The organism is Actinopolyspora lacussalsi subsp. righensis (genome assembly GCF_900116555.1).
Classification (GTDB): domain Bacteria; phylum Actinomycetota; class Actinomycetes; order Mycobacteriales; family Pseudonocardiaceae; genus Actinopolyspora; species Actinopolyspora lacussalsi.
Genome location: NZ_FPAT01000001.1, coordinates 198,098 through 212,785, shown reverse-complemented (window position 1 = coordinate 212,785; position 14,688 = coordinate 198,098). Strand labels below are relative to the sequence as shown.

Annotated in this window: 14 protein-coding genes; 6 read left to right on the top strand and 8 right to left on the bottom strand. The window is 66.7% G+C overall.

Annotated elements, in window-relative coordinates; genetic code table 11:
• Window positions 1–4: 4 nt before the first annotated feature.
• From BM394_RS00965 to BM394_RS00950, 4 genes are all read left to right on the top strand, one after another.
• Window positions 5–328 carry a hypothetical protein gene (locus BM394_RS00965; RefSeq protein WP_245779893.1) on the top strand — a complete coding sequence of 108 codons (324 nt, stop codon included), beginning with the start codon at window positions 5–7 and terminating at the stop codon, window positions 326–328.
• A complete protein-coding gene (locus BM394_RS00960; protein ID WP_092972786.1) occupies window positions 325–2,013 on the top strand; it encodes a sodium/solute symporter in 1,689 nt (562 codons plus the stop codon). Before BM394_RS00965 ends, BM394_RS00960 begins: the two co-directional genes overlap by 4 nt.
• 184 nt (window positions 2,014–2,197) lie before the next feature.
• Complete coding sequence (locus tag BM394_RS00955) at window positions 2,198–2,542, top strand: DUF485 domain-containing protein (protein ID WP_092626899.1); 345 nt, start codon at window positions 2,198–2,200, stop codon at window positions 2,540–2,542.
• Complete coding sequence (locus tag BM394_RS00950) at window positions 2,539–4,155, top strand: solute symporter family protein (RefSeq protein WP_092972784.1); 1,617 nt, start codon at window positions 2,539–2,541, stop codon at window positions 4,153–4,155. Before BM394_RS00955 ends, BM394_RS00950 begins: the two co-directional genes overlap by 4 nt.
• Window positions 4,156–4,267: 112 nt before the next feature.
• Here BM394_RS00950 and BM394_RS00945 read toward each other — a convergent pair whose 3' ends face one another.
• The 3 genes from BM394_RS00945 to BM394_RS00935 form a co-directional block, all read right to left on the bottom strand.
• Window positions 4,268–5,146 carry an intradiol ring-cleavage dioxygenase gene (locus BM394_RS00945; RefSeq protein ID WP_092972782.1) on the bottom strand — a complete coding sequence of 293 codons (879 nt, stop codon included), beginning with the start codon at window positions 5,144–5,146 and terminating at the stop codon, window positions 4,268–4,270.
• Window positions 5,147–5,227: 81 nt separating this feature from the next.
• Window positions 5,228–6,181 (bottom strand): helix-turn-helix domain-containing protein, encoded by a 954-nt coding sequence (locus BM394_RS00940; RefSeq protein WP_175529906.1) that lies wholly within the window; start codon window positions 6,179–6,181, stop codon window positions 5,228–5,230.
• A 124-nt stretch (window positions 6,182–6,305) separates the two neighbouring features.
• Window positions 6,306–7,520 carry a cobalamin-independent methionine synthase II family protein gene (locus BM394_RS00935; protein ID WP_092972779.1) on the bottom strand — a complete coding sequence of 405 codons (1,215 nt, stop codon included), beginning with the start codon at window positions 7,518–7,520 and terminating at the stop codon, window positions 6,306–6,308.
• 332 nt (window positions 7,521–7,852) lie between these two features.
• On the opposite strand from BM394_RS00935, the gene BM394_RS00930 reads away from it, so the two are divergent.
• Window positions 7,853–8,875 (top strand): VIT1/CCC1 transporter family protein, encoded by a 1,023-nt coding sequence (locus BM394_RS00930; protein WP_092973602.1) that lies wholly within the window; start codon window positions 7,853–7,855, stop codon window positions 8,873–8,875.
• A gap of 94 nt (window positions 8,876–8,969) precedes the next feature.
• On the opposite strand, the gene BM394_RS00925 is transcribed toward BM394_RS00930, so the two are convergent.
• The 4 genes from BM394_RS00925 to BM394_RS00910 form a co-directional block, all read right to left on the bottom strand.
• The gene (locus tag BM394_RS00925; RefSeq protein ID WP_092972777.1) at window positions 8,970–9,386 is read right to left on the bottom strand and encodes a CBS domain-containing protein; all 417 of its coding nucleotides are present in this window, start codon (window positions 9,384–9,386) and stop codon (window positions 8,970–8,972) included.
• A gap of 145 nt (window positions 9,387–9,531) precedes the next feature.
• On the bottom strand, window positions 9,532–10,350 hold the full coding sequence (locus BM394_RS00920; RefSeq protein ID WP_092972775.1) for a nucleotidyltransferase domain-containing protein: 819 nt from the start codon (window positions 10,348–10,350) through the stop codon (window positions 9,532–9,534).
• Window positions 10,351–10,469: 119 nt separating this feature from the next.
• Window positions 10,470–11,618, bottom strand: a complete 1,149-nt coding sequence (locus BM394_RS00915; protein WP_092972773.1) for a DUF1015 family protein — start codon at window positions 11,616–11,618, stop codon at window positions 10,470–10,472.
• Window positions 11,615–12,640 (bottom strand): NAD(P)-dependent oxidoreductase, encoded by a 1,026-nt coding sequence (locus tag BM394_RS00910; protein WP_092972771.1) that lies wholly within the window; start codon window positions 12,638–12,640, stop codon window positions 11,615–11,617. Before BM394_RS00910 ends, BM394_RS00915 begins: the two co-directional genes overlap by 4 nt.
• Before the next feature lie 378 nt (window positions 12,641–13,018).
• On the opposite strand from BM394_RS00910, the gene BM394_RS00900 reads away from it, so the two are divergent.
• On the top strand, window positions 13,019–13,510 hold the full coding sequence (locus tag BM394_RS00900; protein WP_092972767.1) for an SRPBCC family protein: 492 nt from the start codon (window positions 13,019–13,021) through the stop codon (window positions 13,508–13,510).
• Between the two features lie 253 nt (window positions 13,511–13,763).
• Here the strand turns inward: BM394_RS00900 and BM394_RS00895 are convergent, their stop codons facing one another.
• The gene (locus BM394_RS00895) at window positions 13,764–14,513 is read right to left on the bottom strand and encodes a hypothetical protein (protein WP_092972765.1); all 750 of its coding nucleotides are present in this window, start codon (window positions 14,511–14,513) and stop codon (window positions 13,764–13,766) included.
• Window positions 14,514–14,688 lie beyond the last annotated feature (175 nt).

Below are 14,688 nucleotides of genomic sequence, written 5' to 3'. Positions count from 1 at the left end.
GGTCATGAGTCCCCAGACCCGGATGGCTCGTGTCCGACGGGTCTCACGGACCAACTGGAGCGAGCCACCGCTGGGGCCCGCCGAACTCGAACGGGCCACCCGGCTCTACCGTGTCCAGCGGTTTCACGGGGCGATCACGTTGTCCGGACTGGTCCTGCTCGTGTTCGGTCTCCCCCTGGTACAGGCCTACCTGCCGATGGTCACCTCGGCGCGGGTGGCGGGGATTCCGGTCTCCTGGTTGCTCCCGGTGCTCGTCCCGTTCCCGGCGATGGTGCTGCTGGCGTGGCGGCAGCTGCGGCGCGCCGAGCGGCTGGAGCGGCACCGATGACAGTGGCGGTGCTGGCGGTCGCGCCGGTGGTGCTGCTCACCCTGTTCGTCGGGGTGCGCGGCGTCGCCGCGATGCGGACCACCTCGGACTTCCTGGTCGCGTCCAGACAGGTCTCGCCGCTGTTGAATTCGGCTGCCGTCTCCGGTGAGTACCTCTCGGCCGCGTCGTTTCTGGGGATCGCGGGCATGATGGTCAAGGACGGGCCGGGCGCGCTCTGGTACCCCGTCGGATTCACAGCCGGTTATGTGGCGATGCTGGTGCTGGTCGCCGCTCCCATGCGGCGCTCGGGAGCGTTGACGGTCCCCGATTTCGCCGAGGCCCGGTTGTCCTCCACAGCGCTGCGCAAGCTGACCGCCGTGGTGGTGCTGCTGATCGCGGTGCTGTACCTGGTGCCGCAGTTCCGCACGGCGGGACTGGTGCTCAGCGCGGTCAGCGCCACGCCGTACTGGGTCGGGGTGGTCGTCGCCGGGGGCGTCATCAGCGTCACCCTGGCGCTCGGCGGTATGCGGGCGGCCACCTACGTGCAGGCGGTGCAGTTCTGCCTGAAGCTGTTGCTGTTCGCCGTGCCCGCCGTGTGGTTGACGGTCCACGCCGGAGCCGACGTGCGGCAACAGGCGTTGCGGCCCGTGGAGTTCGAACACTTCGAGGAACGGACCCGTGTGGAGTTCCGCATCGGGGTCACGTTCCGGATCACCGAGCCGACGCGGATCCATCGTCCGGGTGGTAGCGACCGTGTGCTGCAGCCTGGCACGCACCGGGTGCGGGCGGGCCGGACTCTCGTCTTCCCGGCGGGAGAGCCCGTGCCGCACGTCGGTTCCGGTGGTCGTCCGGGAGGGGAACGATGGCGACTTCCGCTGCTGGACGTCGCCGATGCCGGACATCCGCTGTTCGGAACCTGGGCGGTACTGATCGCCACCATGTTCGGCACCATGGGGCTCCCGCACGTGGTGGTTCGGTTCCACACCACTCCCGACGGGGCGGCCGCGCGTCGTACCGCTGCTCTGACGGTGGGACTGCTGAGCGTGTTCTACCTGTTTCCCGGTGTTTACGGGGCGCTGGGCAGGGTGCTGCTGCCGCGGCTCTACCTGTCCGGAGGAACGGACACGGTGGTGGTGGCGCTGCCCGCGCGCGTGGACGGCGGTTGGGTGGGCACGCTGTTCACCGTGCTGTTGACCGGTGGTGCGTTCGCGGCGTTCCTGGCCACCTCGTTGGGACTGTTACTGGTACTCGCGGGAGCCGTCTCGCACGACCTCGCGCCCGGAGGGCTGGGGCGACTGCGCGGTACCGCCCTGCTCGCGGCCGCGGTGGTCATCCTGCTGGCGCTGTTCGCGGCTCCGCTGGAAACCAACATTCTGGTCACCTGGGCGTTCACACTCGCGGCGGCGACCTTCTGCCCGCTGCTGGTGTTGGGGATCTGGTGGTGGCGGCTCACGGCGGCGGGCGCTGTCAGCGGCGTACTTGTCGGACTGCTCGGTTCCTCGGCCGGAATCGTGGTGACGCTGTTCGGTCCGGAGCTGCGTGGCTGGTGGGCGATTCTGCTGGCTCAACCGGCGCCGTGGGCGGTACCGCTGGCCTTCGGCACGATGGTGCTGGTCTCACTGCGAAGCGGTGCCTCCTCGCGGTCCAGGTCGGCCATGCTGCGGCTGCATCTGGACCAACGGACGACGCCGGAATCCGGGCGGTGAGGATCGGCGACGGATTCCGCGTCGCCCGCGTCGTCTTCTCCGGGAGCGTCTCGTTCGTCTCGTTCGTCACCCCGCTCGTCCACCGCTCGTCGCACGGTTCGCCCATTCGTCCCACGTGCCTCCCCAACACGGCGCGCTCTTCCTACTGTGCCTTGAGTCACTCTTTCGTGTGAGGAGGTCGCTCGTGACAACCGACGAGTCCGAGTCCCGTGACCCGACGGTCGAACAGTGGAAGGAGGCCCACGCCAGCGCGGACTTCGTGGCCCTGCGCCGCAGGTTGCGCGGTTTCGTCTTTCCCGTGGCCGTGCTGTTTCTGAGCTGGTACCTGCTGTACGTGTTGCTCGCCGACTACGCCCACGGGTTCATGTCGATCAAGCTCGTCGGCAACATCAACGTTGGTCTGGTGCTGGGACTGCTGCAGTTCGTGTCCACCTTCGTGATCACCGGAATCTACGTGCGGTTCGCGAACCGGCGGCTCGATCCGGTGGCGGGCAGGATCCGTGAGGAGATCGAGGGGAGGTCGGAATGACCCAGTTGGCGCAGAGCGGTGGGCTGCAGGGCAGCAATCCCGTCATCAACATCAGTATATTCGTCGCTTTCGTCGTCGTTACCCTGGTCGTGGTGTTGCGCGCCAGTCGCACCACCAAGACCGCCTCGGACTACTACGCCGCCGGGCGAGCGTTCTCCGGTCCGCAGAACGGGATAGCCATCTCCGGTGACTACCTCTCCGCGGCGTCCTTCCTCGGGATCGTCGGTGCCATCGCGCTGTACGGCTACGACGGCTTCCTGTACTCGATCGGCTTTCTCGTTGCCTGGCTCGTCGCGCTGCTGCTGGTCGCCGAACTGCTGCGCAACACCGGCAAGTTCACCATGGGTGACGTGCTCGCCTTCCGGATGCGCCAACGTCCGGTGCGGGCGGCCGCCGCGACCTCGACACTGGCGGTGAGCTTCTTCTACCTGCTGGCCCAGATGGCCGGGGCCGGAGTCCTGGTGTCACTGCTGCTGGGAATCAGCAACCCGGTCGGTGTCAGCCTGGTGATCGCCGTCGTCGGCGTCATCATGATCATTTACGTCCTCGTCGGTGGTATGAAGGGGACGACCTGGGTGCAGATCATCAAGGCGGGCCTGCTGATAGCCGGTGCCGGTGCGATGACCCTCTGGGTGCTCGCCAAGTACGGTTTCGACTTCTCGGCTCTGCTGCAGGGAGCGGTGGACAAGGCCGGTGCCGACGGACAGCGACTGCTCGAACCGGGGGCGAAGTACGGTACCTCCGAGATCAGCAAGTTGGACTTCCTGTCGCTGGGACTGGCACTGGTGCTCGGCACGGCGGGTCTGCCGCACGTACTGATGCGGTTCTACACCGTCCCGACCTCACGGGAAGCGCGTCGTTCCGTGGTCTGGGCCATCTTCCTGATCGGGCTGTTCTACCTGTTCTCCCTGGTGCTCGGCTACGGCGCGGCCGCCATGGTCGGACCGGAGACGATCAGCCAGGCCCCGGGGGCCTCCAACTCCGCGGCACCGTTGTTGGCCCAGGCGCTGGGTGGTCCGGTCCTGCTGGGCTTCATCTCCGCCGTGGCCTTCGCGACCATCCTCGCGGTGGTGGCGGGACTGACGATCACGGCGTCCGCATCCTTCGCGCACGACATCTACGCCAACGTCATCAAGAGGGGCGAGGCCTCCGACAAGCAGGCGGAGGTCCGCGTCGCACGGATCACCGCCGTGGTGATCGGTGCCGTGGCCATCGTCGGCGGCATCCTCGCCCGCAACCAGAACGTGGCGTTCCTGGTGGCCCTGGCGTTCGCGGTCGCCGCTTCGGCGAACCTGCCGACGATTCTGTACTCGTTGTTCTGGAAGCGGTTCAACACCACCGGCGCGTTGTGCAGTATCTACGGTGGTCTGGGCATCGCGATACTGCTCATCGTGTTCTCGCCCGCTGTGTCCGGCAGTGAGACCGCCATGCTCAGCGGCGTGGACTTCCAGTGGTTCCCGCTGGAGAATCCCGGTCTGGTCTCCATCCCGGCCTCGTTCTTCCTCGGTTGGCTCGGCACCGTGCTCTCCGGCGAACACGACGAGGCCAAGTACGCCGAGATGGAGGTGCGTTCCCTGACCGGTGCCGGGGCGGAGAAAGCCTCCTCGCACTGAGCGAAGTCTTCCAGCCGGGTCGTCCGAGCACTCTGTGACTCGACCGTCGGGTGCTCGGACGACGCGATCGAGGAGGCCCGGCCGAGCGTCTCGGGGCCTCCTCGAACTTCGCTCAGCCCGGTGGCTGCGTTCCTGGGGGCAACCCCTCCGGCGGAGGTGTCGCTTCCGGGTGGATGCCCAGCACGATCGAAGCGCTGATCGTCGGTCGGACGGATCCGACCGGCACACGCCCGATCCGCAATCGCGTCATCGGGCCCTCGTCATCCGAGTTGTACAGCAGGTCCTCGGCGTTGGTGGTGCGTGGGACGGTGTTGTGCGAATACGGTTCGGTGCGGGCGAGGCGTTCGTTGAACTCCCGCGGAAAGTAGAGCTGGCCGGTGTGCGAAGTGTCCCCGCCCCGCCAGCTGCCGTCCTCGCGGTGTCCACCGGTGATCGTCTTGATATGGATGTGCGTGGTCCGCCCCCGGTACCAACCGGGCACGATGCTGCGGAAATTCGCGAAACCGCGTCGATCGGTCAGCTGCACACCACGTAGCCACGTGGTGTGGTCGGTCGGCTCGGCGTGTCCGGTTTCGTCCAGCGGTGGGATCTCGCCGTCGTCGTACTCGGTGTAGGAGGAATAGACGCCGAGTGCGTCGCAGTGCCAGATGTCGACCGCGATGCCGGGCAGCGGTTCACAGTTGGAGGCGTCCACCACGACGATGTTCAGCAGCAGGTCGATGCCGCGTTTGTGCTCGGTTATGTTCCTTCGGAGAATCCGGTAGTCCAGATAGTAGGGACCTTCCATCTGTTCCGGTGCCAGCACGCAGGAGGGCTGAAATCGCCCGCCGGACTGGGTGTCCTCGGCGGATCCGGTCGCGTTCGCCGGCTCCCGACCGGTTCCCGCGGCGAGTGTGCCGATTCCCAGACCGCCGAACGCGGCGAGAGCGGTGCGTCGTGTCGTGCCGCGCTGGTCCGCTTCGTGCTCGTCGTCGGGTTCTCGTTCCGTCATGGCGGGCAATGTAGGCGACCGTGATCGCCCTCCGTGGCAGAGCGGACCACAAATTCGTGTTTCCCGACGTGGCTTTTCCGCTCAAGGATGGAACCACGTGAGCGTGTCCGCCCTGCGACGTTGCCGCGACCAGCGACGCAGCTCCGCCGCGAACACGGTGAGCGGTGACCGTCCGTCGGAGACGGTGGAGGTGAGCAGCGGTGTGAAGTAGCGCTCCACCAGCCGGAGCCACAGTTCCTTGTCCGGTGTGAAGTGCAGGTGCAGTCCGGAGTGCTGTTCCTGCCAGCGGCGGATCGCCTCGATCTTGCGAGTTCCGTGACCGTGACAGATCAGGTGGATGTCGCGGTTGTCGAATTTTCGGTTCTCCAGGTCGCGGAGGAACCGCACCAGATTCCCCGAACTGTCGTTTCCGGTGGGATGGGAGAGGCGGTTCGCCAGTTCCGTACGCAGCACCACGTCGTGGTCACCGGGAGCCGGTGGGAAAACCCTGCCCGCGCCGTTGTCGGGATCGTGACTCTCGTCGAAGGCCATGACCATGATCGACTCCGGCGGAGCGAGGTAGAGGGCCGTCCAGGGGGCGTTCCTGGTGGTTTCGTTCGTTCGACCGGTTTGTGCGGTGCTGATGCCGAGTCGGTACAGAATTCGCATCACCGAGGAGGGGGACACTCCGGCCCGACTGGACAGCGCGCGCTTGGTCCACCTGATGCCGTTCGGTGGTGGTTCGGTCAGTACCGCTTCCAGAATCGTCTGTACCTGTTCCTCCGAGATCGACCGTGGTGCCCCCGAACGGGGCCGGTCCTTCAACGCCGCGAGCCGTCCCTGGCGGAAGCGTCGCCGCCATTTGCCGACCACCTGTGCGGAAACTCCGACTTCGCGGGCAACGCTCGCGTCGGACAGCCCGCGTGCGCACTCCAGCACGATACGACAGCGCAGCGCGACCGCTTGCGAGGTGGACGGCAGTCTCGTCCAACGAATCAGCCATTCCCGTTCCGCTTCAGAGAGCGACAGCGCTTCCTGGGAACCGGAGGTGTCCATCATCGGCGATGCTAGGTCAATCATCCGCTGTCGGGAACGGTTCCGAGGTTTCCGTGCCCGAACATCGCAACCGTGGCGCTTCCTCCGCGACAGTGGCGGAGAAAGCGCCGCTGCTGTCACGCGCTCAGGGCCAGAGACGTTCGGTCGCCAGTTCCGCGCCCTGTGCCAGCGATTCCAGTTTCGCCCAGGCCAGTTGTGGATGGACCCGTCCGCCCAGCCCACAGTCCGTGGAGGCCACCACTCGCTCACGCCCCACGCATTCCGCGAACCGCACGATGCGGTCGGCGACCAGTTCGGGATGCTCGACCACGTTGGTAGCGTGGCTGACCACACCGGGCAGGATCAGTTTGTCGTCCGGCAGAGTGACGTCCTGCCAGACCTTCCACTCGTGCTCGTGCCGGACGTTGCCCGCCTCGAACGAGTAGGCTCGCACATCGATCGAGAGCAGGACGTCGACGAGATCGCGCATCGGCAGATCAGTGGTGTGCGGGCCGTGCCAGCTGCCCCAGCACAGGTGGAACCGGATGCGGTCCTTGGGCAGATCACGGATCGCATGGTTGAGCGCCTCCACGCGGCGCATGGTGAACCGCTTGTAGTCCGCCACGGACGGTTCCGGGTTCACCTGGTCCCAGTTCTCCGCGATGGCGGGATCGTCGAGCTGCAGAATGAGACCGGCGTCGATGATCGCCTTGTACTCCTCCCGCATCGCCTCCGCGCACGCGTAGAGGAACTCCTCCTGGCTGTCGTAGTACTCGTTGCCGATCCGGGAACAGCTCGCCGGGGCGATCGCCGTCATGAAGCCTTCCTCCAGGCCGTTGGCCCGCAGCGCACGTTTGAACCTCGCGATGTCGGCGTTGATCGCTTCGTGGCCGACGTAGGTCAGCGGTCCCCGGCACACGGGGAAGCTCATCGGACTGGTGGAGACCTCCACACCCGATGTCGGATCGGCGTAGGCTTCGGCGAATCTGACACGGTCCCGTCGATTCCCGAAACTGGTCAGAGCCACTTCTTCGGTGGCTCGCCGTCCCTCGTGGCTCGTCTCGAACAACGAGGAATCGGCGAGCTCCAGACCACCGAGCCGTTGGAACGAGTACGACCACCAGGCCCCGTAGTCCACCCGTTGACTCACCGATTTACCGAATTCCCCGTCTCCGACCAGGTCGAGTCCGGCACCGCGTTGCCGTTCCACCAGTTCGGTGACGGCCTGGTTCACTCCGCTGTGGTACTGCTGCTCATCGATACCTCCCTCGGCCCGGGAACGATTGAGCTCGATGAGTTCTTCCGGACGCGGCAGACTTCCAGCCTGGGTGGTGAGGATTCGGTCTGTGCTCGAACGCATGGCTGCGGTCCTCCACTCGGGGGTTACTGCGAGCGCCATGCTTACCCCGGAACTCCGAATCGGCAACCGTGCTGGTTACCGTGCCGTGGGCGTGTCACGCCCCGCCCCTTCGGTCCGGACCGCTGCGTACGGACTTTCGGTCCGGACCGGAACTCCTCGTCGAACGCACCGGGGTTCTTTTCGGGCCGGGGTTCTTTTCAGACCGGGCTTCTTCCGGTTCGGGTTTCGAACGGCCCGGTTCCGTGACGGGTGGCATCCTCGATGTCGTGTCCGAGCAGCCCGCCGCCGACAGGCACCCGCCATCCGCCGCGAAACTACGGGCCTGGCGCAGGATGCTGGCCGACGAACGAGCCGAGGCCACCGTTTATCGTGAGCTCGCCGACCGCAGGCACGGCACGGAACGGGAGATCCTGTTGCGGTTGGCCGAGGCAGAGCAGCGTCACGCCGAGCACTGGCGGCGCCTGCTCGGGGAGTACATCGGTGAGCCGCGCCGCGCCACGTTCCGAATGCGGGTGTTGGCCTTCCTCGCTCGCGGATTCGGATGGATCTTCGTGCTGGCGCTGGTGCAGCGTGCCGAAACCCGTTCCAACTACGAGTCCACCGCCGACGCTACCGAGGCCATGGCCGCCGACGAGCGTGTGCACGGCGAAGTGGTACGCGCGCTGGCCGCACAGGGGCGGGCACGGATGTCCGGAACGCTACGAGCGGCCGTTTTCGGCATCAACGACGGTCTGGTCAGCAATTTCGCCCTGGTGCTCGGTGTGATCGGGGGAGGAGCGGATACCACCCTGGTGGTTTTGACCGGATTGTCCGGGCTGTTGGCCGGAGCGCTGTCCATGGCCGCGGGCGAGTTCGTGTCCGTGAGTTCGCAGCGAGAACTCATCGCGGCGGGAAAGCCCGACGACACGGCGGACGGGGCGCTGCCGCTGCTGGATGTGGACGCCAACGAACTCGCTCTGGTGTACCGGGCACGTGGTATGTCGGCCACGGAGGCCGAGCGACGTGCCGAAGTGGTACTGCGCCGACCCGTTCCGGAACAGCATCCAGCGGGTGAGGAGCCCGACGGTGGGGAAGTGGTCGGCAGTGGTGCGAAAGCCGCCGCCTCCAGTTTCGCGGCCTTCGCCATCGGGGCGCTGTTGCCGGTACTGCCGTTTCTCCTCGGGCTCCACGGCCTACTCGCCGTGCTGGTAGCCGCGGTGTTGAGCGGTTCGGCGTTGCTGCTCACCGGAGCCACGGTGGGGGTGCTGTCCGGGGCCGCCCCGCTGCCGCGCGCCCTGCGTCAGCTCGCCATCGGAGCCGGAGCAGCGGTGATGACCTTCCTGCTGGGGCTGGTGTTCGGGGTGACCGCCTCCTGACCTCGTTCGGGTGAGCCCGAGTCCCGTCGCGCGAGCCAGTGAGGGGACGTTCTCGCGAACGTCCGTGTCCCCGGTTCACGGGGATTCACCCGTTTCACGCCTCGGACAGTGACTCGACCAGTTCGCCCACCCGGGGCTCCGGCATGGTGCGTGCCATGTCGGCAACCGTGACCATGCCCACTAGGCGTTCCCCGTCGATCACGGGAAGGCGCCGGATCCGGTGCTCGTTCATGACGCGCATCGCCTCGTCGGTGGAATCGTCGGCGCCGATCGTGACGGCCTCCTGCTGGTTGAGATCGCCCGCCGGGAACGTCCCGGCGTCCCGGCCCTCGGCCACCACTTTGATCACGATGTCCCGATCCGTGACCATGCCCTTGATCCTGTCGTCCTTGCCACAGATGGGAAGTGCGCCGACCGCGAGACGTGCCATGAGCCGGGCGGCGTCGGCCGCGGTCTCCGAGGTGCGTACGCAGTCGGCCCCAGGGTGCATGATTTCTCGTACCGTGCCCATCGTTCACCTCCGGTGTTTTCCCGCCGGGTGTTCCGGGACGTTTCCCGCCCGACCACATCAGGATGTCCTTCTCGAGTGTTTCCCCACGCTGTGGCGCTCAAACGCCACAGTCTTATCCGGGTTGCCGGTCGGTGAGCGAGCGGTGTCACGCCCATCCCCAGTGGGATCGTTGTGCCCGTATGGACCATGCCGAAACGGCTTCGTGATCGGGCTCCTCCGGAAGCGGCGTCCGCTGCTCGGACAGCAGTCGTTCCGCTCGGGCGCTCACCCGTTCGATGTCGTCGAGTACTCGGCGCAGCTCGGTGATCTCACCACGTTTGACGGTGAGCACATGCTCCCGCTCCCGATCGGGCATCGGTAGCGTCAACCGGCCGTGCCGGGCGATCTCGTGACCCTGATAGGCCAGCCGTAAGGCGTGGGAGGCGTACTTGGTGTCGTAGCCGTGTGCCGAGACCAACTCCGGACGGTTCGGTGTTCGAGCGGTCCCGCTGTTTTCCAGTAGCCGATCGCGTTGGGAGTTCAGATATCCCAGGAAACGATGTACGGCCCGCTGCGACAGCAGTGACGATGACATACCGCGCAACTGTTCTCCCAGCGGATCGCATCGCACTATCGCTTCCTCAGGTGCGTAGAGTGGGATAAGAACCGTGGGATTGCCCTTGAGAGCCAGCCGCAGGTACTTGTGCAGTGAGTAGAGCACGAGGTCGGTGTCGCCCGGCCCGGAACGCTCTCCTTCGGGGCGGGTCCGGTACACGTAGTGCTCCACCGGTGCTTTCATTCCCAGGACGTGTTCGGGAGGCTGCAGGAACACACCCATCTCGTCGTGATCGTCAGTGCCGGGGAGGGCGATGCCGTGCACTCCGGAACCGACGACAGTACGCAGGATCTCACCGCGCGATGCCACTTCGCGGTCGCCGTGCTCGGTGTAACCGACTTGTTCCGTTCCGGGAGAAGCGCTGAACATCGGTCGATCCTGGCACGAGAGCCGCTACGGGCTCACCCGATTTTCGTCCCCGTTCGCGCGGTTACGGAAACCGCTGCTTGCCGTGCCGGGCGCTCTCGTGCCCGCGGCCGGGATCGGAGCTAGCGCAGTTCGCGAGCGAAGAGCCCGGCGACGGCCTTCGGGTCGAACCAGGTCGATTTCGGTGGCATCACCGACCCCGAGTCGGACACCGCCATGACCTGTTCCACCGTTGGTGGGTGCGGCACCAGGCAGATCGCGTTCCGGGACGAGCACCAGCACTTTCCCCCGCCGTCGGAACTCTCACCGTGTTGTCCGTTCGGATCGACGATACGGGAGACGGCGGGCAACAACTGCTCGTCGAGCAACACCGCGTCCAGCCCCGCCCGCACCTGGTTCGGCCCGATGGGCGAGCGCAGCCAAAGCCGGAAACACCGGTCGTTGAGGCGGAGCAACACCACTCCCGCCGCCGGATTGGTCGTGGCGGTCGAGGTGCATTCCTCGATTCGTGTGACCACCGGCAACGCCGTCAATCGTTCGAGCACCCACGCCGTGGACAGCTCACGGTGCGCGGGCAGACAACGATGGTAACCGAGAATGCGCATCTGGCTGCTGGGAAACAACGCGGCCAACGTGAACGCACGCGGATCCTCCTCCGTGGAGTGCCGGTGTGACCGGCCGTTCCGCTCGGCGACCGCCATCCGGTGGTGGCCGTCCGCGATGTAGACCGCCGGAACACTCGCCAGTTCCTCCCGCACTGTCCTGGCCAGCATGGTGTCCTGTCGCAGCCACACGCTGTGCCGAACCCCGCCGGTGGCGTCCGCCTGAAGATCGGGTTCCCGCTCGGTCACTCCGGCGAGGAGCTCGCTCAGATGCGGCCGGTCCGGATGCGTGAGCGTCACCGGCATCTGTTCGACGCCGCTTGCCTCGGTGAGCTGTTCGATGCGGTGTTCCCGCTCGGGTCTGGTGGCCTCGTGGCGGCGGATCCTGCCCGCTCGGTAGTCGTCGAGCGAGACCTCGACGACCACGCCGGTCTGTTGGTGCCTGCCCGCCCGCAGCCGGTAGACCACCACGGTGGGCCGTGGCGGGCGGGTGTAGCCGCCACCGCCGAGCAGTCGCCTCACCCGTTCGGGCTCGATGGAGCCGTCCAGTGGTTCGGTACCTCGCTGGTCGAGCACCAGCAGCCGCGGGTGGCGTACCGTGATTCCACCGGAATGGTGATCGCTGTTTCGGGGGACGGTAGTGGTGTGCTGGATGCGCGGGGCGTTCATGAGACACCACCGGAACGTGCCGACACCGCCGCGGCTCCGGTCCGCTCGGGCGGTGAGTGCTGTTCGTTGACACAGTGCAGGACGCTCCCCGCCCGGAAAGCCCCGATCATGTGTACCACTTCGTCGGCCACGGCTTGCTGGGCCTGCTCGGTGGAAGCCCCGATGTGATGCGTGCCGTACACGTTGGGGTGAGCGGCCAGCCGCGACGTGATGTTTCCCGTTCCGCCCTCCGGTTCGTCGCGGAACACGTCGATGCCCGCCCGGATCCCTCGGCTTTCCATGGCCTCGATCAACGCGTCCTCGTCGACCAGCTCGCCACGGGAGGTGTTCAACAGGATCGCGTCCGATCGCATCCGGGCGAGCAGCTCGCGATCGACGATGTGGTGGGTCGCCTCCGTCAACGGCAGGTGCAGGGACAGCACGTCACAGGTCTGCGCGAGTTCGTGCGGGTCGGCGACGAGTTCGATCCCGAGCTCCTCGACACGCTCCCTCGTCTGCCGGTCCCGTTCCGGGTTGTCCAGGGCGTACACGTGGGTGCCGAACGCCGCGGCGCGCTCCGCGAACCGCAGACCGATGCGCCCGAGTCCCAGCACGCCCACCCGGCGTCCGTGGATTCCCCGGGCACGCGAGTAGCGTCGTTTGTCCCAGTGGCCGGCGCGCAGATCGGCGACGTTGTCGGCGATGTTGCGGTCCAGCGCCAGCAGCAGGCCGAATGCCAGCTCGGCGACGGCCACCGCGTTGCGTCCCGGGACGTTGCAGACGTGAATCCCCAGTCGTGCGGCGGCCGCGCTGTCGATCGTGTTGGTGCCGGAGCCGGCCCGGATCACCATTCGGAGCGCGCCGCCCGCTTCCAGGGTTTCGGCGGTGACCGGAGTGCTGCGCACGACGAGGACCTCGGCTTCGCCCAGCGTCTCACGCAGCTGTTCGGAGTCGAGATCGGGCTGGTACACGCACTCGTGCCCGAGTCGTGAGAGCTCGGCCAGGGAGGTTTCCGGGAAGGTGTCTGCGACGAGAATCCGCATCGATGGCTCCCTTGCGATCGGTGGACCGCCCCGGTGGTTCCCCGGTTTCACCGGGGGTAACCGCACCAGTGGCACCTCAACAGCGCAGTGTCACGAACGATAGCACCTTGTTGCTTATTGCGCACCGAATTGCTTATAACGCAATGTTGGCCTTTCGGGGGATTACCGTCAACACCTGTCCGCCGGGCTGTGCGCACAACTCGCCCGACAGCATGAAGATCACGTGTCGCTCGCGGTCCCGGAATGTCCCGGCGATCACCCTGTGAGGCTCCCGGAGCCGCGGCCACGATTCACTCCCATCACGCAGTGCGATCATGTCGCCGATCGGGCATTCCGGGTGTTAGGAGATTCGGACCAGGCCGTGCGAGGAGATCGACTATGTCGGATACCGAGATCACCGTAATGCCGGGCAGGCAGGACATCGTGCTGAGCAGGGTGTTCGATGCGCCGCGCGACATCGTCTTCCGCGCTTGCACCGAGCCGACGTTGGTGCCCCGCTGGTGGGGACCCCGGCACTACAACACCACGGTGGAGCGTGACGACGTAGCCACCGGTGGGAGCTGGTACTACATCAGTCGTGACGAGGAGGGGGTCGAGTACCGCTTCCACGGCGTGTACCACGACATCACCCCACCGCATCGAATAGTGGCCACCTTCGAGTACGAGGGGATGCCCGGACACGTGTCACTCGAGACCGTCACCCTCTGGGAGGACGGGGCGGGGACGACCCGTTACGTGGGGACCTCGGTGTTTCAGTCCGTTGCCGACCGCGACGGGATGGTGCAGAGCGGTATGGAAGAGGGCGCCCGGGAAGGGATGAGCCGGTTGGCGGAGGTGATCAGGGTGTTGCGGGAGCGCGCTGAGTGGTGAGTCGTTCCCGTTGCCGGGGGAGGCCGCCCACGGCACGTTGACCGGCCGATCAAGCGGAGCGCTCCGCGAGTTGTCGCCGTCACCTTTCGGTATTCCGGGACACGGCAGGAGCGCCGTACCGCGCCGCCGTAGGTGCCCGCCACGAACCAGGTCCGCTCCGGTTGATTCACGGCACAGAAGGCCGGTCGTGTCCCGCACCGGAGTCCTGACCGGCCGGAGCCGAACTCACTCCGCTGTAGCAGCGGGACGTTCTTCAGACGGGCAGCGGTTCCCCCACGATCTCGGAGCAGGCCAGCCCGTCACCAACGGCCGGTGAGCCGCTGAGGCCGAGTGCCTGTTGTTGTTCGAGCTCCTCGCAGCGCACGACGGAGCCGTTCACCAGCAGCGGAGCCATCTCTCGTGCGGCAGCCGTGTAAGCGAGCACACGCTCGGGGCTTCGACCGTTCTCCAGTTCGATCGAGGCGGAGTCGTGTAGTCGTACCAAGCGGTAACGCTTGCCGCGCCCTTCGCACCGGTCGAGCACTCGGCGCTGTTCCGCGGTGGCGTACCAGACCGTGTGCTGCTCGGTGACCCCCGAGGCCGCGGCGAGTACGGCGGGTCGTTGGCCGTCGCGGGGACGCAGTCCCGAGGACCAGACCGCTGCCATCCCGTCGCACTCCGCGCGCAGCACGACCGCCGGGCCGGTCAGTGACAGATTCCGGCGCAGCCACCCGATCTTCTCCGGGCAGGCGTTGGAGCCGTAGGCGAGTACCGGTCGCCGTTGCCGCAGCGGTTCGGCACCGTGCTCGGCCAGCCACCGGTCCAGGCAGGGTTCCGTCCGCGTTCCGGTGCGTACTCGCCATCCCGAATCGGTGGTGGAATCGGGCAACAGCGGGTAGCCCACCCCGTCGAGATGAACGAAGGAGCAGTCGGGGCGCGTTCCGGGATAGGGATGTTCAGGGTAGTCGCTCTCGGCGAACGGTTCGACAGCCGCGGACCGGGGAAGCAGGTGGGGAACGGTCATCGGCCGTCCACCCTGGCAGCCGAGCATCCGCACACGCTGCGATCGCCGTCACATTCAGTGGGGTTCAGAGCCTGAAATGTGACGAGTTTTTCAGATACTGGGAGCGGCTCACGGTGAGCTTCACCGAATGACGGTATCCGCTCTCGGCCGAGCGAAGGCACCGGCGCCGGTTCTC